Genomic DNA, 22,788 nt, shown 5'->3' with positions numbered 1-22,788 from the left:
GTCGATCACTCCTGGGGCGGGCGCATCCGGAAGTCGTAGGCGTCCGGCAGCGGCTCGTCGCTGACGGATGCCCACAACTCACCGACAATTCCGGCCCCTTCGCGCAGGTCGGCGACCTCGAATCCGGCGTCGAAGATCGCACGGGCGGCCGCGGTGTCGCCCTCGGCGACCAGGATCCGGGCGTCGAGCAGCCGGAAGCGTCCGCGCTCGCGGATCGCGCCCGGCAGTCCGGTGAGCAGCGTCCGGGCCGCGCCGGACCGGCCGGCGGACAGCTGTGCCTCGATGGTCTCGCGGGCCAGGGCGGCGAGCAGCGCGCCACCCTCCGGCGATGTGGTGAGGTCGCCCGTTCCCGGAGCGCCGAGGTCCGCGAAGGCCTCGGCGTACGGCTCGGCGGCGTGGTCCGGCCTGCCGCTCTCCTCGGCGGCGACGGCGAGGCAGCGCAGCAGCGGCCAGCGGGGCGCCGGATCGCACTCCAGGCCGCGTTCCCAGCTGCGGACGGCCTGGGCCCGGTCGTCGGCGTGCCACTGCGCGATGCCCAGGTGGTATTCGGTGTGCGGGTCGGCGTCGGCGGTCTCCAGCATGTCGCGCCAGGGCGGCGCGACCGGTGTCGGCCCCGGTATGCCGTCCGGGCCCGGCTGCGGCAGGGTGCCGTGCTCCAGCAGCTCACGCCAAGGGGCCTGCGGTGTACCGATGGTGGAGAGCCGGAACGGCGTGCCGGGCAGCCGGTGGCCGCCCCGCAGCACCTCCAGCGCGCCCCAGCCGGATCCGGTGGCGAGGACCTCGCCCGGTTCGGCGTCCGCGTACGGCAGCCAGGCCGCGTAAGCCTCCTCCACCGTGCCGCGCGGGAGCGCCTCCGCCAGCCGCGCGCCGGTCTCCTCGGTGGCGGCTGCCCAGTCGCCGCCGTGCACGGTGGCCGGGTCGGCGGACAGCGGGCCGTAGGACTCCAGCCAGCTGAACGCCGCGCCGGCGTCCAGGGGGACGTGCTCCAGCTGGGTGCGGGCGAGACCGGCCTGGATCTCCGCGTAGCCGCCGCCCTCGGGGCCGTTCAGCCACTCCTGCCAGCGGCGGCCGCCCTTGCCGTGGCCCCAGCGGAACAGTTTGCGGCCGCGCAGCAGGTCGGTGGAGGTCTGGGCGAGTCCGTGGCCGTCCGCGTCGAGCGCGGCGATCCACCGGCGGGCGTCCTCGGGCAGCTCGTAGAAGTGGTCGGCGGGGTACTCGGAACGCAGCGGGTAGGTGTGGTCGAGGCCATCCGTCTCCGGGACGCCGACCCGGGTGAGGGTGTGGTCGTAGCCGAAGTGCCAGGCCTCATCGGCCGGGACCAGCACCCGGGTGTCCGGGGTCTGGGGGACGGCGATGTTGGACCACCAGTAGACCGGTGCGGGCTGCTCGTGCGGGTTGCGTATCCGTACGCCGACGTGCAGGAAGTCGGAGTCGCCGGGGAGCCAGAGGTCCACCTGGAAGGGCAGGTCGCGCAGCCGCTCCCACTCCCAGAGCCGGACCATCGTGCCCCCGTCGGGTGCGGGCACGAGCGCGGCGTGCAGGGGTGCGCAGGACAGGGTGGTGTGGCCGGTGGCGCCGATGTTCCACTCGATCCCGCCGGAGAACCAGGCCCCGTTGAGGGCGAAGGCGGCGGGCTGGAGGACCGGGTTGCGGTGGAGCAGTTCACGGCCGGTGGGCTTGTGGTGCAGGGAGTGGATCCGGCCGCCGAGTCCGGGCAGCACGGTGACCCGCAGCCGGTCGTTCTCGATGACCACGGCGTCGAGGTCGGTGGGGGTGCGCTCGCGCCCGTAGCCGTCGAGCAGCCGGGTGGGCAGGACGGTGCGCAGCGGCCGGTGGCCCAGTTGCCGGGCCATGTCGCGGGGCAGGCCCGCCCGTTCGCGGGGTCGAGGGTGGGCGGCGCGGCGGGCGTGCGCAGCGGTGGGAGCGGGTTCTCCGGTCCGAGCGGCGCTGCGGGCAGGTTCAGTACGGCACGTCGTACGGTCGTGGCCAAGGCACCCTCGTTCCCTCGCGGCGGGCCGCCGCAGGTCCGGGCGCCCCCGGTGACCATGGAACACGCAGGTGGCCGCGGGGGCCAGAGCCCCGTCGGCCGGATTTCGCGCGCCCGGGCCCGGCGGGAACCCCGTACGGCCGCGGACCGCCCGTCAGCGGTCCGTGAGCGCGCCGACGACGAGGTCGGCGAGCAGTGCGCCCGCGGTGCCGTCCGGGTCGAGATCGGGGTCGTAGATGGTGACGTTGAGCCCGACACAGCGCGGCGAGGAGAGGAGTGTGCGCAGCAGCGGGGCGAGTTCGTGCGGGAGGAGGCCGCCGTCGTCGGGGCTGTCGACGGCGGGCATGACGCCCGGGTCGAGGACGTCGGCGTCCAGATGGACCCAGTAGCCGTCGAGAGCGGGGGTCTCCAGGCTCTCCACGGTGGCCCGCGCGAGGACGTCCGGGCCCCACTCGCGGATCTGGCCGACGGTCGCGTGGGGGATCTTCAGGGCGGTCAGCTCCGCCTGGTCCTCGTCCTCGTCCCGCATGCCGAAGAGGCGGACGTCCTCGTCCTTGAGGTAGGGGCGGAGCCCTTCGAGGTCGCTGAGGTCGGCCTGCCCCCGGCCGGTGGCGATGGCCAGTTCCTCGCCACCGGCCGCACCGATCCGGTCGCTGTTGCCGGTGTGCCGGAAGTCGGCGGAACCGTCGACGGCGGCGAGACCGTACCGGCCGATACGGCGGAGGGCGAGGGCGGCGCCGAGCTGGATGGAGCAGTCGCCGCCTAGGACGAGGGCGAACTCCCCGGCCCGTACGTGTCCTTCGATGCGGTCGGCGAGGGTGCGGGTGTACCGGGCGATGGCGGCGGCGTTGAACACCCCGTCGCCCTCCTGCCAGTCGCCGAGGTCGTAGCGCGGCGGGACGACGACGCCGCCTTCGAGTGCGCCGAGGCGGGCCACGACGCGTTGCTCGCGCAGCGCTCCGGCGAGCTTGTAGCAGCCCGGGACGGTGCCGGGCGCCGGGGGCCGCAGCCCGAGGTTGGACGGGGCGTCGAGGACCACGATCGTACGCATGCGGATCATCCTCGCCGCGGCGGCGCACAGCCCTCAAGCGGTTTCGCCGACAGCGTGCGCGGTCCCGTCCGGACCGGTCCGGGGCCGGCCGTCACTTCTTCCGGCGGCGGAAGAGGTAGCCGCCGCAGCCGAGCCCGATGAGGAACATGGCGGCCAGCGCGGACCACAGTGGCATCGTCACCTCGGGGATCAGCACCCGGATGGTGACGTCGTTCGTGTTCACGCAGATGAACACGATGACGAGCACGACCACCACACAGACCGCGATACGCCCCGGAGTGAGCCACCCCTGGGCGCGCCCGCTGTCGCTCGATACGTCCTTGGGGCTCATGGTCCGGCCCTTTCGCTCGTTCCTGGCCCGTCGGCCCGCCGTCGTGCACGCGACCGCCCCCCGGGTTCCCAGCATGGGCGGATGCCGGGTCCGGGGGGCGGTGATGTTGCGCCGTTCGGGTGAACGTGAGGGTGGCGGGTGTCAGCCGGCGGGGACCACCGGGAGCTCCAGGACGCCGGTGTCCTCGGGGGCGTGGACGACGGTGACGGGCTTGACGCCCCGGTTGCCGAAGTACGCGGTGTCGCTGGCGGCGATCGCGAACTCCAGACGGTGCCCCTTCTCGTACCGGTGGACGATGCCGGGTAGCTCGACGGTGAAGGGCCGGGTGACGTCGGGGACCCGGACGGGCGAGACGAGCCGGTTCACCAGTGTCCGGGTGCCGTCGGGCGCGACGTCGTACACCTTGGCGAAGAGGACCAGCTTGTCGGCGGCGTCGCCGCTGTTCTGGACCCGTTCCGTCTTCGGGGAGAGGACCTTCAGGGTGGCCTTCGGCGCGCCGACGACGTCGAGGGGCGCGGTGAGCGGTTCGCTGCGCCAGCCGAGGTAGGTGCCCTTGATGTCGTACGGCTTCGGGTCGGGCAGTCCGATCAGCGGGGCGATGGAGCTCTCGGAGTGGCTGGTGGGCACGAGCCAGTTGGTGTACTGGCGGCTGCCGCGTGCCACCTTGGACCGGTTGTCGACGAGTTTGCCGTCGCCGGAGAGGTAGAGGGACTGCGAGAGGGCGGGGACGTCGGCCGCCGAGCCGTAACCGCTCTGCCAGTCGCGGTAGTAGGAGAAGGCGGGTCCGGTGTCGGTGTCCGCCTTCTTCTGGAGGTAGCGGTCGAACCAGGCCAGGACCCGCTGGCCGACGTGGCTGGTCTCCAGATTGCCCTGGCTCAGGTCGAGTTCGCCGGGCACCTGGCCGCCGCTGTGCCCCCAGGACTGCCAGATCATCTTCGTCTCGGTGCCCTGCGCCTTGAGCGTCCGGTAGGTCGCCGTGGCCTCGTTGAGGTTGAACAGGCTGTCGGCCTGGCCCTGGACGATGAGGGTGGGGGCCTTGACCCGGTCGAGGTAGGAGACGGGCGAGACGCTGCGCGCGTAGGCGAGCATGTCCTCGGCCTGGTCGGCGGGGTAGCGGCCGGAGTTGAGCAGCCGGATGGTCTCGCAGGCGCGGGTGGCGAAGTGCAGGCAGTCCAGCCGGTTGATGCGGGACGGGTCCAGGCTCGGGTTGAGGAGCGGCTGGCCTTCGCCGATCAGGTAGAAGCCGTTGGTCCACTGCCACTTGAAGACGCCCGGGGTGTCGGAGGTGACGCCGGTGCGCGCCCCGGTGTTGTTGGGGGCGAGCGCGTAGCCGAGGTCGTTCCAGGTGATCAGCGGGACGAGGGCGTCGACGCGGGGGTCGACGGCGGCGGTGGCCAGCTGGATCGCGCCGCCGTAGGAGCCGCCGATCATGCCGACGCGCGGGTCGCCGTCGGCGTCCTGGGTGACGTAGTCGGCCCTGGTCCCGTCGTTGGCCGCGCGGACTCCCCCGAGGAAGTCGAGGAGTTCGGTCGCGGCCTGGCCGTCGATCCCGGGGTCGTCGAGGGTGATCAGACAGCCGGACTTGCCGAAGCCGAGGCCGGAGTAGACGAGCCCGACGTAGCCGCGTTCGGCGAAGGCCTTGCCGATGGCGTCGGTGGAGCCGTCGGACTTGCTGCCGCCGAAGCCGTTGGTGGCGAGGACGGCGGGGGCGGGGCGGTCCGCGTCGACTCCGGCGGGCCGGTAGAGATCGGCGTCCACCGTGCAGGTGCGGTCGCCCGCCTCGACGGTGAACGTCAGCGGGGTGACGGTGTACGGGTCGGCCTCGGCATGGGCCGGGCCGGCGAGGACGAGGGGGGCGACGAGGGCCGCCCCGGCGACCGCCACGAGCGGGCCGCGCACTCTGGAAACAGCACCTGACACGAAGACCTCCACACCGAGGACACCTTACCGGCCGGTAAGTATTGGGCCGCGCTCATGCTGTGACACAGCTCATAGCCGTGTCAACGCATCGGTCAGCGGTTCTTGACGGACGTTCACGTTCCGCGCACCCATGCACACATCTTCGGGCGGGAGATCCGAGGAGAGGCTCAGCGCAGGGCGGGGGTTTCGACGGTGAGGGTGCAACGCCCGCCGTCCGCCGGCGCGTCGAGCACCGCGGACACGCCCAGCGGGATCGTCAGGGCGGTCGGGCCGTGGCCGAAGCCCAGCTCCTCGACCACGGGTATGCCCAGCGGGCCCAGCCGGTCGGCGAGGACGGCGCGGATCTTCTCGTACGGTCCGCACTCCTGCCAGGAGCCGCAGGCCACTCCGGCGACCGCGTCCAGGGCCCCGGAGCGCAGCAGCCGGGTGAGGATGCCGTCGAGCCGGTAGGGCTCCTCCCCGGTGTCCTCGATCACCAGCAGCCCGCCCCGGCCGTTCGTCCGGCCTCCCGGGGTGCCGTGGTCGGCGGCGAGCAGGCTGACACAACCGCCGTACAGGACGCCCCGCGCCCGGCCGGGGACCAGGGCACCGGCCGATTCCAGGCCCAAGGTGCGGACGGTCTCCGGCTCGAAGAGTGTGGCGCGCAGGTGCTCGCGGGTCGGCGCGTCCTTGAGGAACGTCTCGGTGGCGACCATCGGCCCGTGCAGGGTCGAGAACCCGGCCCGCAGGGCGAACGCCTCGTGCAGCACGGTGATGTCGCTGTAGCCGACGAACGCCTTGGGCCCGGCGGCCCGGATCGCCGCCCAGTCGACGAGGTCGACCATCCGGTGCGCGCCGTAGCCGCCCCGGGCGCACAGGACGGCGTCCACGGACGGGTCGCACCACGCCTGCCGGAGGTCCTCCGCACGGTCCGCGTCCGACCCGGCGAGGTAGTCCAACTCCGGGTGGATGTCGCGGACATGGGCGCCGACGACGGGTTCGAGGCCCCAGCCGCGCAGCACGGCGAGACCTTCCTCCAGCCGGTCGGCGGGCACGGGGCCGCTGGGCGCGACGACGGCGACCCGGGAGCCGGGGCGCAGCCGGGTGGGCCGGGCGAGCGGCGCGGCCGGGCCGTGGCCTCCGGCCGCGGGTGCCCGGTCCGCACCGGTCATGTGGTCAGCTCCAGGGGCTCCACGTCGGGCCGGTCGATACCGAACGTCTGCGCGTAGAGGGAGAGTTCGGCCTCCAGTGCGCGGACCAGGGTCTCCGCGCGCCGGAATCCGTGGCTCTCCCCCGCGAAGGCGATATAGGCGTGGGCGACGCCCCGGCCGGAGACGGCGGTCAGGAACCGCTCACTCTGCGCGGGCGGGCAGATCACGTCGTCCAGGCCCTGGAGCAGCAGGAACGGGGTGTTCAGCCGGTCGGTGCGGTTCATCGGGGAGCGTTCCCGGTAGCGTTCGGGCACCTCGGCGAACGGGCCGACGAGGGACTCCAGATACCGCGACTCGAAGTCGTGGGTCTCGTCGGTGGCCCACCCTTCGAGGTCCAGGATCGGGTAGAGGATCGTGCCGCAGGCGTACAGGTCGGTGGAGGTCAGCGAGGCGGCCGTGGTCCAGCCGCCCGCGCTGCCGCCCCGGATCGCGAGCCGGTCCGGGTCGGCGGAGCCCTCCTCGACCAGGGCCGAGGCCACGGCCGCGCAGTCGGCCACGTCGACCACGCCCCACTGGCCGCGCAGCCGTTCGCGGTAGCCGCGCCCGTAACCGGTGGAGCCGCCGTAGTTGACCTCGGCCACGCCGATGCCGCGCGAGGTGAAGTAGGCGATCTCCAGGTCGAGGACGAGCGGCGCGTGGCCGGTGGGACCGCCGTGCGCCCGGACGACGTACGGCGGCTTCTCGCCCTCGGGGCCGGTGCGGTCGGGGCTGTGCGGCGGGTAGATGTGGGCGTGGATCTCACGGCCGTCGGGACCGGTGAAGGCGCGCTCCTCGGGCACCGGGTAGTAGGCGGGGTCGACCGCGTCGTGGTGGGGTGCGCCGATGGTGCGGGTGCGCCCGGTCGTGGTGTCCAGCTCGACGACCTCGGGGCCGCCGCGGGGGCTCGCGGCGACGCCGACGACCCGGCTGCCGTGCACGGCGAGCGTGTCGGACCAGGAGGTCCAGGGGCCCGGGGCGTCGGCGAGTTCACCGGTCTCCGGGTCGAGGATGCCGAGCCGTTTGCCGCCCTTGCCGTGCAGCACGGCGATCAGTCCGTTGTCCAGCGGGTGGAACCAGCGCAGCCCGAGCTTCCACAGGGGCCCGCCGAACTCCTCGCCCCGGGGCGGCAGCAGGCGGCTGCTGGGGACCACGCCGCCGGCGACCGCGTCGGGCCGGATGCGCTGCAGCTCCCACCAGTCGGCGAGGTCGGACACGAACAGCAGGCTGCCGTCGCGGTCCCACTCCACCTGGCAGACCGATTCGTCGAGGTCGCCGACGAGGGGCCGTACGCCGGTGAACGCGCCCGAGTCGGTGATGTCGGCCAGCATGACCACCGTGCCGTCCCACGGCATCCGGGGGTGGTCCCAGGCGATCCAGGCCGCCCGCCGCCCGTCGTGGGAGACCTTGGGTCCGGTGACGAACCGGTGCCGGTCGTCGGAGAGTTCACGGATCGCCGAACGGTCGTCGGCGGCCGAGCCGTCCAGCGGTACGGCGGCGACGACCCGCCGTACGTCGGTGGGCGCGGGCCCGGTGAACTCCTCCAGCACGCACCACACTTCGCCCGCCGCACCATGCTCCGGGCGCATCTGCGGGTCCACCCAGCGCAGCCCGCCGCCGAGGTCCGACACAGGGGTGAGCGGCCACGGCTCGCCCGGCCCGTCGGGGGTGTACGCGTACAGCCGCTGATCGGTGAAGTGGACGAACACCACGAGGAGTTCGCCGTCCGCGCGCACCGTGCCGGCCCAGGGCTGTCCGCCGTACTCGATCACCCGGCTGCGGGCGTTCCAGGGGGCGGGCAGCACCGGGGCGGTGGTGCCGTCGGCGCGGCGGCGCATCAGGGCGCGCCGGCCGCCCTCGGCGGGGCGCGGCTCGGTCCACCACACCTCGTCCCCGACGGTGCCGAGGTGGTCGGGTCGGCCGTCGTGCGAGGCGGCGAGCGCCGCGTCGATCGGCGACGGCCAACTTCCGTACGGCGCTGCTGGCACGGTGTTCACGTGGGTCGGTCCCCCCGGGGCGCGGATCGGTCGGCAGAGGTCGGACGGGCAGATGGTCGGACGGGCGGTCAGGCGGTCAGGCGGTGCGCAGGTAGTGGTCGAGGACGCGGACGCCGAAGTGGAGGGCGTCGACGGGGACGCGCTCGTCGACGCCGTGGAAGAGCCGCTGGTAGTCGAAGCCGACGGGCAGCTTCAGCGGGGTGAAGCCGTAGCCGGTGATGCCGAGGCGGGAGAACTGCTTGGCGTCGGTGCCGCCCGACATGCAGTACGGGACGGTGTGCGCGTCCGGGTCGAACCGCTCGACGGCGGCGCGCAGCTTGGCGTACGTCGGTGAGTCGACGGGGGCCGTCAGGGCCGTCTCGCGGTGGTAGAACTCCCAGGAGACGGAAGGGCCGGTGAGCCGGTCGAGGGTTTCGTGGAACTCGTCGTCGCCGCCGGGGACCGTGCGCCCGTCGATGAAGGCGGCGGCGTGCCCGGGGATGACGTTGACCTTGTAACCGGCGTCCAGCATCGTCGGGTTGCTGCTGTTGCGGACGGTGTTCTCGACCAGTGAGGCGGCCGGGCCGAGCTTGCCGAGGAGCTGGGCGATGTCGAAGCCGGGGTCGTCGAGGTCGGCGGTGATGCCGTGCAGGGCGGCGATCTCGGTGATCGCGGCCCGGACGGTCGGGGTGAGACGGATGGGCCACTCGTGCTCGCCGATCCGGGCGACGGCGGCGGCCAGCGCGCTGACCGCGTTCTCCCGGTTGACCTTGGAGCCGTGACCGGCCCGGCCCTCGGCGGTCAGCTTCAGCCAGCCGGTGCCGCGCTCGCCCGCCGCGATCGGGTACAGCGAGAGGCCGTCGCCCGCGTGGAAGGTGAAGGCCCCGGACTCGCTGATGCCCTCCGTACAGCCCTCGAACAGGCCGGCGTGCTGCTCGGCGAGGAAGCCGGAACCGTCGGCGGCGCTGTCCTCCTCGTCGGCGGTGTAGGCGATGACGATGTCGCGCCGGGGCCGGAAGCCCTCGCGGGCCCAGCCCCGTACGACGGAGAGGACCATCGCGTCCATGTTCTTCATGTCGACGGCGCCCCTCCCCCACACGACTCCGTCGCTGACCTCGCCGGAGAAGGGGTGCACGGTCCAGTCGGCGGGCTCGGCGGGCACCACGTCGAGGTGGCCGTGGACGAGCAGCGCGTCGGCCGACGGGTCGGTGCCGGGGATCCGGGCGACCACATTGGTCCGGCCGGGGGTCCGCTCCAGCAGCGTCGGTTCGATTCCGGCGTCGGCGAGCCGCTGGGCGACGTACTCGGCGGCCGGGCGCTCCCGGCAGTCGCCGCCGCCCCGGTTGGTGGTGTCGATGCGGATGAGTTCGGAGGTGAACGTCACCACTTCGTCGAGCGCCTGCCGGTCGACGGGTCCGAGCAGGTCGGGGGCGTCAGCCATACTGTTCCTCCACGGCGGCCGACACGATCGTCGTCACCGCCTTGAACGTGCGAATTCCTTCGTACATCGTCGCGCTGGTGTACGCGACACGCCTCTCACCGCTCGGCGCCACGCCGGGGACGACGGTCGCCGCGGCCGCCAGATGCTCGGCGTCGAACTCCAGCTCCACGGTGAACGCGGTGCCGGTGACGGGCTCCCGCCGGCCCGCGAGCACGGTGGCCGCCTGCGCCGCCGCCCTGATGTCGGCGGCGGTACGGGCGGGGGTGCGGCAGACCGCCGCGTAACGGGAGACGTAGTCCTTGACGGCGACCTTCCGGGCGTCGGGGGCGTACCCCTCGGCGTCCACGCAGGTCAGGTCGTCGCCGGTGACGAGGACGACGGGCACGCCGTACTCGGCGGCGACATGCGCGTTGAGCAGGCCCTCGCTGGCACGGACGCCGTTGAGCCAGACGCCGGTGATGGAGTTGGCGAGGTAGGTGTGGGCGAGGACGCCCTCCGTGCCGGCCCCGGTGTGGTAGCCGACGAAGGCCACCGCGTCCACGTCGCCGTGCTGGATGCCCTCCACCATGGACAGCGACTTGTGCTTGCCGGTCAGCATCTGGACGCGTTCGTCCATGTGTTCCAGCAGCAGATTGCGCATCGACCAGTGGGCCTCGTTGACCAGCACCTCATCCGCGCCGCCGTCGTAGAAGCCGAGCACCGCCGCGTTCACGTCCGAGGTGAACATCGACCGGCAGCGCTCCCACTGCGGAGTCCCCGGCAGCACGTCGGCCGGCCAGGTCACTCCGGTGGCGCCTTCCATGTCCGCGCTGATGAGGATCTTCATGCCGCCACACCGTACGCGCCGTGAGCGGCGCGGGCCAGGGAGGGGCGGTCCGCCAGTGGTCCAGTCCGCGGAAGGTCCCTCCGGTGGCCCTGCCTTCGTCCTCCCGGGGGCCTCCGGGCGAACACTATGAACGCAATGTGCGCGGGGGTTCTCCCCCGGCCTCGGCGCTTCCTAGCATCCCGGCAATCCCCGCGCACTCCGCGCCGGGCAGACAGCCAGGAGCCGCGCCCGTGAACTCCCCCCACCCGCCCGCCCGTGTCCGGCCGATGTACCGCCGCCACCGGTTCCGCTCCGCCGCGCTGGCCGCCACGATCACGGCTCTGCTCCTCGGCACCGCAGGCAAGGCTCCGGCCGCGTCCGACCCGGCGGGCGGCCCCGCCGGGGCCCCGGTCGCCGCCGACTGCCCGGCGGCGCTGGCCGGAAAGGCACGGTGTTACACGGGGCAGGACGGGAACGGGGCGCACTACGCGCTCGCCGTGCCCACCCGCTGGAACGGCTCGCTGGTGGTGCACGCGCACGGCGGGCCCGACCTGGGCGACGCCTCGGACCCGGCACGCTCCACCGAGGACCTGGAGCGCTGGGCGGTCATGGTCGAGGAGGGGTACGCCTGGGCCGGCTCCTCCTACCGGCGCGGCGGCTACGGGACCCGGATGGCGGCGGCCGACACCGAGAGCGTGCGCCGGGTGTTCCTCGACCGGTTCGGGAAGCCGGAGCGGACCTTTGTGCACGGCCAGTCCTGGGGCGGGAACGTGGCCGCCAAGGTGGCGGAGACGTACGGCACGAAGCCGGGGGCGTACGACGGGGTGCTGCTGACCAACGGCGTGCTGGGCGGCGGTTCGCGCGGCTACGACTACCGCGTGGACCTGCGCGTGGTCTACCAGTACTACTGCGGCAACCACCCCCGCCCCACCGAGCCGCGGTACCCGCTGTGGCAGGGGCTGCGCCCGGACTCCACGATGACGGCCACCGGACTGCGCGCCCGGCTGCGCGAGTGCACCGGCTTCGACGCCGACCCGGCCGCCCGGACCGCGCTCCAGCAGCGCAACCTCGACGACATCCTGGCGGTCACCGGGGTTCCGGAGCGGTCGCTGGAGTCGCATCTGCGGTTCGCGACGTTCACCTTCCGCGACATCGTCTCGACCCGGCTGGAGGGCCGTAACCCCTTCTCCAACCGGGGTGTGCGGTACGCCGGTTCGCACGACGACCGGGCGCTGAACGCGGGCGTGGAGCGTTTCTCGGCGGACCCCGCCGCGCGCCGCGACCTCTCGTGGGACAGCTACCTGACCGGGCGGGTGTCGCTGCCCGTCCTCACCCTGCACGCGATCGACGACCCCACCGCGTTCGTCGAGCACGAGTCCGCCTACCGGGCCACGCTGCGCGGCGCGGGCCGGGAGCAGCGTCTTGTGCAGAGCTTCACCCGGGAGAGCGAGCACTCCGGGCTGAGCAGCGCGGAGTACGCCAACTCCATCACCGCGCTGGACCGTTGGGCCCGCACCGGCCGCAAGCCCACCGCGCGCTCGCTGGCCGATTCGTGCGCCGCCTTCGACCGGACGTACGGCACGGGCTGCTTCTACGATCCGGCGTTCCGCCCGTCCTCGTACGCCTCCCGGGTGCTGCCCCGGCCGGGCGGGCTCGGCTGGCCCGCCATGACCGCGGCCCAGGAGCGGATCTGGGGCCGGATCGACGGGGTGGGCATCGCTCCCTGACGCCCCGTCGGCACACCGTGAGCCGGTCGAAACTCCGCCTTCACACCGGCCGTACGCGAGGGTAATGGCGACTGCCTAGCGTCGCCCGCCATGGACACCCGCACACAGCTCGCCGAACCGGCCCCACCGGACCCCGCACCGCCCGCCGCCCCGGACGAACCCCAGGCGGTGCGGGAGACGCTGGAGGACTACACGCTCCGTTTCGCGCCGCGCAGTTACCGGCGCTGGACCCCGATGGTCGTGGCGACCACCGCGCTGGGCGGTATCGCGTACATGGCCGACTTCTCCATCGGCGCCGGGATCGCCATGGCCCACGGCACCGGCAACGCCCTGGTCGCGATCACGGTCGCGGCGGCTCTCATCTTCATCACCGGCTTCCCGCTCGCCTACTACGCGGCCCGCTACAACATCGACCTGGACCTGATCACCCGGGGCTCCGGCTTCGGCTACTACGGCTCGGTCCTCACCGCCGTCATCTTCGCCAGCTTCACCGTGATCTTCTTCGCCCTGGAAGGCGCGATCATGGCTCAGGGCCTGAAGCTCGGCTTCGGGCTGCCGCTGTGGCTGGGCTACGCCGTCTCCACGCTCATGGTCATCCCGCTCGTCATCTACGGGATGAAGGCGCTCAGCAAGCTCCAGGTGTGGACCACCCCGGTCTGGCTCCTGCTGATGGTCGGCCCGCTGGTCTATCTGGTCGCCACCGACCCCGGCACGGTCGACACCTTCCTCGCCTACGCGGGCACCGACGGCGAGGGCGGTCTGAACACGGCGTCCGTGCTGCTCGGCGCGGGCGTCTGCCTCTCGCTCATCGCGCAGATCGGTGAGCAGATCGACTACCTGCGGTTCATGCCGCCGAAGACCGCGGCGAACCGGCGCGGTTGGTGGACGGCGATGGTCATGGCCGGTCCCGGCTGGGTGGTGCTCGGCGCGATCAAGCAGGCCATCGGTGTCTTCCTCGCCGTCTATATCCTCTCCGAGGTGGGACCGGCCGCGGCGACCGAGCCGATCCAGCAGTTCCGCGGGGCGTTCGACGCGATGATGCCGTCCTGGCTGGTGGTCCCGCTGGCCGTGGTCCTGGTGGTGATCAGCCAGATCAAGATCAATGTGACGAACGCCTACTCCGGCTCGCTGGCGTGGACGAACTCCTTCACTCGCGTCACCAAGCACTACCCGGGCCGCATGATCTTCGTCCTGGTCAATCTGGCCTTCGCGCTGATCCTGATGGAGGCCGACATGTTCAGCTTCCTCAACAGCATCCTGGGCTTCTACTCCAACTGCGCCATCGCCTGGGTGGTGACCGTCGCCACCGACATCGGGGTCAACAAGTACCTGCTGAAGCTGTCCCCGCACGCCCCGGAGTTCCGCCGCGGCATGCTCTACGCGGTCAACCCGGTCGGTGTGACCGCGTTCACCGCCGCCTCCGGGCTGTCCATCGCGATGTACTTCCACGCCTTCGGCGACACGGTCCAGCCGTACTCCCCGGTCGCCGCCGTGGTGATCGCCTTCGTCCTCACCCCGGTCATGGCGATCGTCACCCGGGGCCGGTACTACCTGCGCCGGAGCGACGACGGCATGCCGGTGCCGCTGCTGGACGCCGAGGGCAACCCGAGCGCGGACGCGTACGACTGCCATGTCTGCGGGCAGTCCTTCGAACGCCCGGACCTGGCCGCCTGCGCCGCGCACGGGGCCATGGTCTGCTCGCTGTGCCTGAGCACGGACAAGGCGGGCGACCATGTGCTGCCGGCCGCCCCGCCCGTACCGCTCTCCCGTACCTGACCTGCGTCAGGCGGCCTTCGCGTCCCGCAGCAGTTCCTCGATCCGGGACAGCTCGTCCTCGGTGAAGTCCAGGTTCCGGGCGGCCTCGACGCTGTTCTCCAGCTGGGCCACGCTGCTCGCGCCGACGACGGCGGAGGTGAGCCGGCCGCCGCGCAGCACCCATGCCAGGGCCAGCTGCGCGAGCGACTGGCCGCGCTCCTTCGCCAGTGCGTCCAGCGCGCGCAGCCGCTCCACCAGCTGCGGGGTGACGGCGTCGGCGGACAGGAAGGGGCTCGCGCCCGCCGCCCGGGACCCGGCCGGAATGCCGTTCAGATAGCGGTCGGTGAGGATGCCCTGCTCCAGCGGCGAGTAGGCGATGGACCCGGCGCCCAGCTCGTCCAGGACGTCCGGCAGCCCGTCGTCCTCGATGCGGCGGTCGAGCATCGAGTAGCGGGGCTGGTGGATGAGGAGCGGGGTGCCGAGGTCCTTGAGGATCGCGGCGGCCTCGCGGGTCTGCGCGGCGGAGTAGTTGGAGAGGCCGACGTAGAGGGCCTTGCCCTGCCGTACGGCGGAGTCGAGCGCGCCCATCGTCTCTTCGAGGGGCGTGTCCGGGTCGGGGCGGTGGGAGTAGAAGATGTCGACGTACTCCACGCCCAGGCGCTTGAGGCTCTGGTCGAGCGAGGAGCGCAGGTACTTCCGCGAGCCCCACTCCCCGTACGGCCCTTCCCACATGTGGTAGCCCGCCTTGGTGGAGATGACGAGTTCGTCGCGAAGCCGGGCGAAGTCGGTGGCCAGGGCGCGGCCCAGGGTCTCTTCGGCGGAGCCGGGCGGCGGGCCGTAGTTGTTGGCCAGGTCGAAGTGGGTGATGCCGAGGTCGAAGGCGCGGCGCAGGATCGCGCCCTGCGTCTCGGGCGTCCGGTCTCCCCCGAAGTTGTGCCAGAGGCCGAGCGAGAGCGCGGGCAGCTTCAGACCGCTGCGGCCGGTGCGCCGGTAGGGCATGGCGGAGTAGCGGTCGGCGGACGGCAGGTACATGGGCAGGCTCCGCTGGAGAGATCCGGGGCGTACAAGGCATCCCTTGGGGGGACGGCTCCAGGCTTCCGCAGATCGATCCAGCAGTCCAACAGGAGATTCCGCTCGGATTCATCGCCTACATTGCTCAATCATGGAATTGCGTCAGCTGGAGCACTTCGTCGCCGTGGCGGAGGAGCAGCACTTCACCCGCGCCGCCGAGCGCCTCGCCGTCTCGCAGTCCGGGCTCTCCGCCTCCGTACGGGCGCTGGAGCAGGAGCTGCGGACCCCGTTGTTCAGCCGCACCACGCGCACGGTCCGGCTCACCGAGGCCGGGCGGGCGCTGCTGGTGGAGGCGGAGCGCACGCTGGCGGGCGCGCGGGCGGCGCGGGACGCGGTCGATGCCGTACGGGGGCTGCTGCGCGGGACGCTGACGGTGGGGGTCGAGCAGTGCGTGGCGGGGGTGAGCCCGGCGCGGCTGCTGGCGGCGTTCCACCGGGAGCATCCGCAGATGGAGCTGAGGCTGCGGCAGGAGGGCACCAGCAGTCTGCTGGACGGGGTGGCGGGCGGCCGCCTCGACCTGGCGTTCGCGGCGACGGTCGGCCCGGCGGAGTGGCGCGGGGAGCTGGTGCCGCTGGCCCGGGAGCCGATGGTGCTGCTGTGTGCGGCGGGGCACCGGTTCGCCGGGCGGCCGGAGGTGGGGTGGGCGGAGCTGACGGGGGCGTCGTTCATCGACTTCCACCCGGACTGGGGGCCGCGCCGGGCCGCCGACGAGGCGTTCGCGGCGGCCGGGGTGCGGCGGACCGTGGGGCTCGAGGTCAACGATGTGCACAGTCTGCTGGAGCTGGTGCAGGAGGGGCTGGGGATCGCGGTGGTGCCGCACCACTTCTCCCGGAAGCCGGAGGCGGCCCGGCTGGTCACGGTGGAGCTGGCGGGCGCGCACCGGCCGGTGTACGAGAGCGTGGCGGTGCTGCCGGCGGCGCGGAGTCTGAGCCCGGGGGCGCGGGCGCTGATGCGGCTGGTGGCGGAGGACCCGGTGCGGGAGTCGGCCGGCGAGGCCGTACGGGAGCCGGCGGCGGGCTGAACCCGGAGCCTCACCGGCCCCGGGCGCCCGGCCCGCCCCCGTACGCCTCCGTGCCGTACCCCTCAGTCCTCGTGGCCGAGCTGGAGGTCGCGTTCGGTGCGGCCGCCGCCCGCGACCTGGAGGACGGTGGCGACCGGCGGGTAGCCGGCCGCGATCACCGTGTACTCACCGGACGACAGATCGACGAACCGGAACGAGCCGTCGGACCCGGTGGTGAGCGTGTCCACCACATTGCCCGCCGCGTCGAGCAGGGTGACCCGGGCGTCCTCGACGGGGCGTCCGCCGGTGGCCCGGACGACGCCGCGCAGGACCGCTCCGCCCGCCAGCTCGATGTCCTGCCGGGTCTCGCGGGCGGCCTGCACGCTGACCGGGAGGGCGGCGGGGCGGAAGGCGGGGGCGCTGGCGGCGAGCGTGTACTCGCCCGCGATCAGCTCGCCGATGACATAGCCGCCCTCGCGCCCGGTGCGGGTGGAGGCGACGACCTCGCCGCGTACGTCGGTGAGGGTGACGGCCGCGTCGGGCACGGGGGCGCCGTCGGGGGTGAGGACGGATCCGGCGAGGCGTCCGGCGCCGCCGAGCACTACGTCCAGTTCGACGGGACGCTCGCCCACGGTGACGCTGACGGCCTGCGGCTGGTGTCCGCCCGCCGCCGCGATCAGGACGTACGAGCCGGCGCCGGGCACGCTCAGCGCGTACCGCCCGTCCTCGCCGCTGGCCCCGCGCCCGACCTGCTGCCCCTGGACGTCGATGAGGGTGAGGGCGGCCCGGGAGACGGTGGTGCCGTCGGGGTGCTGGACGCTGCCGTGGACCGGGACGCCGGAGAGGTAACCGGCGGCCGGGCGGCCGGAGTCGGCGCGGGCGGCGGGGATCTGGGTGGTCGTGGGCTCGGCGGCGGCTTCGGGGCTGTGGTGGGACACCAGCGGTTTCTCCTTGAGGAAGAAGGCGAGGATCAGGCCGAGCACGAGCACCGGCACGAGGTAGAGGAAGATGCGCGGCATCGCGTCGACGTACGCCTGGATGTAGGCGTCGCGCAGCGCGGGTTCCATCGCGTGGACGATCTGCGGGGTGATCGACTCGGGGTCGGGCAGCTCCGCGCCGGTGGGCAGGCGTACGCCGAGGGCGTCGGAGAGCCGCCCGGCGAACAGCGTGCCGAAGATCGCCGCGCCGACGCTGCCGCCGATCTGCCGGAAGTAGTTGTTGGCGCTGGTGGCGGTGCCGAGGTCGGACGGGCGTACGGAGTTCTGCACGGCGAGCACCAGGACGGACATGACCAGTCCGATGCCGATGCCGAGAACGGCCTGGTAGAAGCTGTACGCCAGCGGGGAGGTGTCCGCCTCCAGCAGCGACAGCAGCCCCATGCCGACCACCGAGACGGCGCTGCCGACGATCGGGTAGATCCGGTAGCGGCCGGTGCGGGTGATGAGCTGGCCGGAGACGACGGAGCCGCCGACGATGCCCATCATCATCGGGAGCATCAGCAGCCCGGACTCGGTGGCGCTGACCCCGTCGACCATCTGGAGGTAGGTGGGAAGGTAGCTGGCGGCCCCGAAGAGCGCGACGCCGACGACCGCGCCGACCAGGCCGGTGACGTTGAAGACGGAGTCGCGGAACAGCCGCAGCGGAATGATCGGTTCTGCGGCCCGGCGTTCGGCGAGGACGAAGAGCGCCGTCGTGAGAACCGCGCCCGCCGAGAGGGCCAGGATGGTGCGCGAGCCCCAGGCGTACTCGGTGCCGCCCCAGCTGGTGACCAGCACCAGGCAGGTGGAGGCGACCGCGAGGAGCACCGCGCCCAGGACGTCGAGGCGGGGCCGGACGGCGGGCCGGGGCAGCTTGAGGACGACCGCGATGACGGCCAGGGTGACCAGGCCGAAGGGGACGTTGATGTAGAAGCACCAGCGCCAGGAGGCGTGGTCGGTGAAGAACCCGCCGAGCAGCGGTCCGGCGACCGAGGCGAGGCCGAAGACCGCGCCGATGAGGCCCATGTAGCGGCCGCGCTCCCGGGCCGGGACGATGTCCGCGATGATCGCCTGGACGCCGATCATGAGGCCGCCGCCGCCGACGCCCTGGAGGGCGCGGAAGGCGATCAGCTCGTCCATGGTGCGCGACCAGCCCGCCAGTGCGGAGCCGATGATGAAGACCACGATGGCGAACTGGAAGACGCCCTTGCGGCCGAAGAGGTCGCCGAGCTTGCCGTAGAGCGGCAGGACGATGGTGGAGGCGAGGAGGTAGGCGGTGACCGCCCAGGACATCTTCTCCAGGCCGTGCAGCTCACCGACGATCTTCGGCAGGGCGGTGGCGACGATCATCTGGTCGAGCGCCGCGAGCAGCAGGGTGAGCATCAGCCCGAGGAAGACCATGCGGACCGTGCGGGGGCTGATCTCCGCGGTGTCCGGGCCGGGTCCGGCCGCCGGGGGCGGCGGCGGTGCGGCGGTTTCGACGGTCGCCACCGTGCCGTCCGGATCCGGGCCGCCCGGTCCCGTGCCGTCCGGCTCGTCCTTCACCAGCGTGATACCGCCCACCACGTAACGCTCCCCTCGTCGCACCTGCGCCGCCCATTTGTCGCATCGCGCGGCAAGGCGGGGCAAACGTGACGAGGGGCGTGCACGGCGCGCACAGAGGGCTTATGCGCCGGTGGGAGCCACTACGGCGCACAACCGGCCGCCCCGGAAAACCACCCGTTCCGGTGAGGCCGGTGCTGCGTGCGCTCCTACTTCTCGACCTCGGTGGCGAGGTTCTGGAGGAGCTCGTCGTAGATCCGGCCGAGGCCCTTGGGCGCGAAGGTCCGCTCGAAGAATCCGCCGATGCCGCCCGCGCCGTCCCAGACCGTGGTCACGACGGCCTTGGACCTGCCCTCACCGGCCGGGGTGACGGTCCAGGTGGTGACCATGGAGGAGTTGCGGTCCTTCTCGACGAGCTGCCCGTCGGTCGGCTCGCTGACCTCCAGCAGGCAGTCGCGGACGCGCTTGCTGGTCGCCTGGAGCTTCCAGTGCACGAGGGTGCCCTCGCCGTCGCCGCCCTCCCGGACCTCGTACTCGCTGAAGTGCCCGGTCAGCACCTTGCCGCGGACGTCCTTGTAGTCGGCCAGCGCGTCGAACACCGCCTCTGCGTCCGCCGCGATGATCCGCTCCGTGGTGGCCTCGACCTGCGCCATGGCTGTTCCTCCAGCAATCGGTGAATCGGGGGGTGGGCTGAGCCAACCACCTGGGGTGCGGCCGCTCAAAATCGGGGCCGTACGGGGTCAGGGGCAGCGGGTCCCGAGGACGCAGAACTCGTTGCCCTCCGGGTCGGTGAGAACGACCCAGTGCGCGTCGCCCTGACCGACGTCGGCGCGGCGGGCGCCGAGCGCGAGCAGCCGCTCGACCTCCTCGCCCTGCTCGCGGTCGGTGGGGTTCACGTCGATGTGGAGCCGGTTCTTGACGGTCTTGCCCTCGGGGACCCGCGCGAAGGTCAGCGCCGGGGGCACCGGCCCCGGGCGGCTCTTGCCCTCGGGCACCTCGGGCGAGCCGATCATGACGACGCCCTCGTCCTCGTCCACGTCCTGCACCTCGTAGCCGAGGACCGCGCACCAGAAGCGGGCGAGGCCGGCGGGGTCGGCGCAGTCGATCGCGAGCTCGGTGAACTTGCTGGCCATGGTCGGGACCTCCCGGTCACGTAGCGGTTCCTCCAGGGGCCACACGGTAGTCGCGGGGTCCGCCTCGCACGATCAAGGGAACAAGTGTTCTATTCTGCGGTCAGTGCTACCGAGGAGGAGTCCATGCGCTGGGACAATCTGGTCGAGAACAGCTCGACGACCGGGAACAGCGCGCTCTTCGCCGCGGACGCGGTGACCACGCGCACGTTCGACACACCTGAATTCCGGGGAATCACCTTCCACGAGATCCGGGCCCGTTCGATCCTGAACCGGGTGCCCGGAGCCTCACGGATGCCGTTCGAATGGACGGTGAATCCGTACCGGGGCTGCACACACGCCTGCGTGTACTGCTTCGCCCGCAAGACCCACAGCTATCTGGACCTGGACACCGGGATCGGCTTCGACTCGCAGATCGTCGTCAAGATCAACGCCGCCGAGCTGCTCCAGCGCGAACTGGCCTCCCGGCACTGGCGAGGCGAGCACATCGCGATGGGCACCAACGTCGACTGCTACCAGCGGGCGGAGGGCCGCTACCGGCTCATGCCGGGCATCATCACCGCCCTGCGCGACCGGGCCAACCCCTTCTCCATCCTGACCAAGGGCACGCTGATCCTGCGGGACCTGGAGCTGCTGCGGCAGGCCGCGGAGGTCGCCGAGATCGGTGTCTCGGTCTCCGTGGGCTTCACCGACCGGGAGCTGTGGCGGACGGTCGAGCCGGGCACGCCCTCGCCCGAACGCCGGCTGGACGTGGTGCGGGCGCTCACCGACGCCGGGATCGGCTGCTCGGTCCTGATGGCCCCGGTCATCCCGTTCCTCGGCGACCGCCCCGAGCAGTTGCGCGCCACCGTCGCCGCCGTCGCGGACGCGGGCGCGGCCTCGGTGACCCCGCTGGTGCTGCATCTGCGCCCCGGCGCGCGCGAGTGGTACATGCACTGGCTGGGGCAGCACCATCCGCATCTGGTGGAGCGCTACGAGCGGATGTACGCGGACGGGGCGTACGCCCCCACCTGGTACCAGCGCCGGATCACCCGTCAGGTGCACGAGCTGGCGGACGAGTTCGGGATCGGCCCGGCTCACCGGGGCGCGCCCCGGCGGATCGCCCCGGCGCCCGCCGCCGCACCGGAGCCCGGCCCGACCCAGCTGACCCTGCTGTGAGGACCGGGGGGCCTCCGGTGGGGCCGATGGCGTGACCGTACGGGCCCGGTCCGCGCGGAACGGGCCCTTCCGCCGGGGAATTCGGGGAGCATGCGGCGGGGACCGGTGATCCGGCGCCGCGTCCCGCCACTCCGGGAGGCCCCATGACGAAACGTGCAGGAATTCTGGTCGCCGTCGGTGCGACCGTGGCCGGTCTGCTGACCGCCGCGCCCGGCCCGGCCGCCGCCACCTCGGCGAGCACGCCGCCCGCCCCGAAGCTGAAGTGGACCGACTGTCCGACCGAGAGCTATCCGACGCTCCAGTGCGCGAAGGTCCGTGCCCCGCTGGACCACCGCCGCCCGTCGGGCCGTCAGGTCACGCTCGCGCTGTCCCGCGTCCCGCACACCGCGAAGAAGTTCCAGGGCCCGCTGCTGGTCAACCCGGGCGGTCCGGGCGGCAGCGGTCTGTCGATGGCCGGGTTCGTGGCGTCCTCGCTGCCGAAGAAGGTCGCCGCGCAGTACGACGTGATCGGCTTCGACCCGCGCGGCGTCGGCAAGAGCACCCCGGCCCTGAACTGCCTGCCCGGGCACTTCGATCCGGTGCGCCCGGACTCGGTGCCGACGTCCTACCGCGCGGAGCGGATCAACCGCGACCGGGCGGAGTCCTTCGCCCGGGCCTGCGGCGAGAAGCACGGCGATGTGCTGCCGTACATGGACACGGTCAGCGCGGCCAAGGATCTGGACGTGATCCGCCGGGCGCTGGGCTCCCGGCAGATCAACTACTTCGGCTACTCCTACGGCACCTATCTCGGCGCGGTCTACGCCAAGCTCCACCCGGAGCGCGTACGCCGGCTGGTCCTGGACTCGGTCGTCGACCCGGACGACGTCTGGTACGAGGGCAACCTCGGCCAGGACTACGCCTTCGACGACCGCCACAAGGCCTTCGCCGCCTGGGTCGCGAAGCACGACGCGGCGTACGGCCTGGGCACCGACCCGGCGGCGGTCGAGGCCGCCTGGTACCGGATGCGGGCGGACGTGGCGCGGGAGCCGGCGGGCGGCACGGTCGGCGCGAGCGAGCTGGAGGACACCTTCCTGCCCGGCGGGTACTACAACGGCTACTGGCCCTATCTCGCCGAGGCGTTCGCCGCGTACGTGAAGAACCGCGACGCCGAGGCGCTGGTCGAGGTGTACGAGAACTTCGGCGCGGTCGACGCGAGCGGCGACAACGGCTACTCGGTCTACACGGCCGTCCAGTGCCGCGACGCCGGCTGGCCGGAGCACTGGAGCACCTGGCGCAACGACAGCCGCCGGATCCACAAGAAGGCGCCGTTCATGACCTGGAACAACACCTGGTACAACGCGCCGTGCGCGAACTGGCCGGTGGCGCCGCTGCAGCCGATCCGGGTGAACAACCACCAGCTGCCCCCGGCGCTCATCCTCCAGGCCACGGACGACGCGGCGACCCCGTACGGCGGCGCGGTCAGCATGCACCGCAAGCTCAAGGGCTCCAGCCTCGTCGTGGAGGAGGGCGGCGGCAACCACGGCATCACGCTGAGCGGCAACGACTGCCTGGACGAGCATCTGACGGCCTATCTGACCGACGGCACGGTGCCGCGCGGCCGGGGCGAGGCGGACGCGGTCTGTGCCGCCCTGCCGGACCCGAAGCCGCTGCCCGCCGAGAAGGCGGCGGCCCAGTCGGTGGACAACAGCAAGGGCAGCCGGCTGCACGGTCTGCTGGGCTTCCGCCGCTGAGCCGCCTCCGGCGGGCCGGTT

The 22,788-nt window shown here is 72.6% G+C and carries 16 protein-coding genes and 1 pseudogene; 5 read left to right on the top strand and 12 right to left on the bottom strand.

Annotation, left to right across the window (positions count from 1 at the left end):
* Nucleotides 1–5 precede the first annotated feature (5 nt).
* The 8 genes and pseudogenes from ACSMXR_RS31645 to ACSMXR_RS31610 all read right to left on the bottom strand — a co-directional run bounded on the left by ACSMXR_RS31645 (nt 6) and on the right by ACSMXR_RS31610 (nt 10,698).
* Nucleotides 6–1,990: pseudogene (locus ACSMXR_RS31645) on the bottom strand (DUF5107 domain-containing protein).
* A gap of 151 nt (nt 1,991–2,141) precedes the next feature.
* On the bottom strand, nt 2,142–3,038 hold the full coding sequence (locus tag ACSMXR_RS31640) for an arginase family protein (RefSeq protein ID WP_364887611.1): 897 nt from the start codon (nt 3,036–3,038) through the stop codon (nt 2,142–2,144).
* A gap of 91 nt (nt 3,039–3,129) precedes the next feature.
* Nucleotides 3,130–3,369 carry a LapA family protein gene (locus ACSMXR_RS31635; protein ID WP_137228929.1) on the bottom strand — a complete coding sequence of 80 codons (240 nt, stop codon included), beginning with the start codon at nt 3,367–3,369 and terminating at the stop codon, nt 3,130–3,132.
* 141 nt (nt 3,370–3,510) lie between these two features.
* Nucleotides 3,511–5,268, bottom strand: a complete 1,758-nt coding sequence (locus tag ACSMXR_RS31630; RefSeq protein WP_473170434.1) for a CocE/NonD family hydrolase — start codon at nt 5,266–5,268, stop codon at nt 3,511–3,513.
* A 188-nt stretch (nt 5,269–5,456) separates the two neighbouring features.
* Nucleotides 5,457–6,440, bottom strand: a complete 984-nt coding sequence (locus tag ACSMXR_RS31625) for a S66 peptidase family protein (protein WP_473170433.1) — start codon at nt 6,438–6,440, stop codon at nt 5,457–5,459.
* Nucleotides 6,437–8,452 (bottom strand): S9 family peptidase, encoded by a 2,016-nt coding sequence (locus ACSMXR_RS31620; RefSeq protein WP_473170432.1) that lies wholly within the window; start codon nt 8,450–8,452, stop codon nt 6,437–6,439. Before ACSMXR_RS31620 ends, ACSMXR_RS31625 begins: the two co-directional genes overlap by 4 nt.
* 76 nt (nt 8,453–8,528) lie before the next feature.
* Nucleotides 8,529–9,872 carry a M20/M25/M40 family metallo-hydrolase gene (locus ACSMXR_RS31615; protein ID WP_218524132.1) on the bottom strand — a complete coding sequence of 448 codons (1,344 nt, stop codon included), beginning with the start codon at nt 9,870–9,872 and terminating at the stop codon, nt 8,529–8,531.
* Nucleotides 9,865–10,698, bottom strand: coding sequence for a M55 family metallopeptidase (locus ACSMXR_RS31610; RefSeq protein WP_473170431.1), 834 nt, complete (start codon nt 10,696–10,698; stop codon nt 9,865–9,867). Before ACSMXR_RS31610 ends, ACSMXR_RS31615 begins: the two co-directional genes overlap by 8 nt.
* 266 nt (nt 10,699–10,964) lie before the next feature.
* Between ACSMXR_RS31610 and ACSMXR_RS31605 the strand changes: the two genes are divergently transcribed.
* The gene (locus ACSMXR_RS31605) at nt 10,965–12,404 is read left to right on the top strand and encodes an alpha/beta hydrolase (RefSeq protein ID WP_473172471.1); all 1,440 of its coding nucleotides are present in this window, start codon (nt 10,965–10,967) and stop codon (nt 12,402–12,404) included.
* A 90-nt stretch (nt 12,405–12,494) separates the two neighbouring features.
* Nucleotides 12,495–14,180, top strand: a complete 1,686-nt coding sequence (locus tag ACSMXR_RS31600; protein ID WP_473170430.1) for a purine-cytosine permease family protein — start codon at nt 12,495–12,497, stop codon at nt 14,178–14,180.
* A gap of 6 nt (nt 14,181–14,186) precedes the next feature.
* Here the strand turns inward: ACSMXR_RS31600 and ACSMXR_RS31595 are convergent, their stop codons facing one another.
* On the bottom strand, nt 14,187–15,191 hold the full coding sequence (locus ACSMXR_RS31595; RefSeq protein WP_137228942.1) for an aldo/keto reductase: 1,005 nt from the start codon (nt 15,189–15,191) through the stop codon (nt 14,187–14,189).
* 130 nt (nt 15,192–15,321) lie between these two features.
* Between ACSMXR_RS31595 and ACSMXR_RS31590 the strand changes: the two genes are divergently transcribed.
* Complete coding sequence (locus ACSMXR_RS31590) at nt 15,322–16,251, top strand: LysR family transcriptional regulator (protein ID WP_473170429.1); 930 nt, start codon at nt 15,322–15,324, stop codon at nt 16,249–16,251.
* Nucleotides 16,252–16,313: 62 nt separating this feature from the next.
* Here ACSMXR_RS31590 and ACSMXR_RS31585 read toward each other — a convergent pair whose 3' ends face one another.
* From ACSMXR_RS31585 to ACSMXR_RS31575, 3 genes are all read right to left on the bottom strand, one after another.
* A complete protein-coding gene (locus tag ACSMXR_RS31585; protein WP_381793300.1) occupies nt 16,314–18,773 on the bottom strand; it encodes an MFS transporter in 2,460 nt (819 codons plus the stop codon).
* 185 nt (nt 18,774–18,958) lie between these two features.
* A complete protein-coding gene (locus tag ACSMXR_RS31580; protein WP_103507621.1) occupies nt 18,959–19,402 on the bottom strand; it encodes an SRPBCC family protein in 444 nt (147 codons plus the stop codon).
* Between the two features lie 87 nt (nt 19,403–19,489).
* Nucleotides 19,490–19,882, bottom strand: a complete 393-nt coding sequence (locus tag ACSMXR_RS31575) for a VOC family protein (protein ID WP_137228950.1) — start codon at nt 19,880–19,882, stop codon at nt 19,490–19,492.
* A gap of 123 nt (nt 19,883–20,005) precedes the next feature.
* On the opposite strand from ACSMXR_RS31575, the gene ACSMXR_RS31570 reads away from it, so the two are divergent.
* Together ACSMXR_RS31570 and ACSMXR_RS31565 are read left to right on the top strand one after the other, a co-directional pair.
* Nucleotides 20,006–21,037, top strand: coding sequence for an Rv2578c family radical SAM protein (locus tag ACSMXR_RS31570; RefSeq protein WP_473170428.1), 1,032 nt, complete (start codon nt 20,006–20,008; stop codon nt 21,035–21,037).
* A 143-nt stretch (nt 21,038–21,180) separates the two neighbouring features.
* On the top strand, nt 21,181–22,767 hold the full coding sequence (locus tag ACSMXR_RS31565) for an alpha/beta hydrolase (RefSeq protein WP_137228954.1): 1,587 nt from the start codon (nt 21,181–21,183) through the stop codon (nt 22,765–22,767).
* The last annotated feature ends 21 nt before the right edge of the window (nt 22,768–22,788 follow it).

Source organism: Streptomyces sp. DSM 106670 (genome assembly GCF_055792845.1).
The sequence above is the reverse complement of the archived record's forward strand: the minus strand, read 5'-3'. Positions and strand labels throughout refer to the sequence as shown.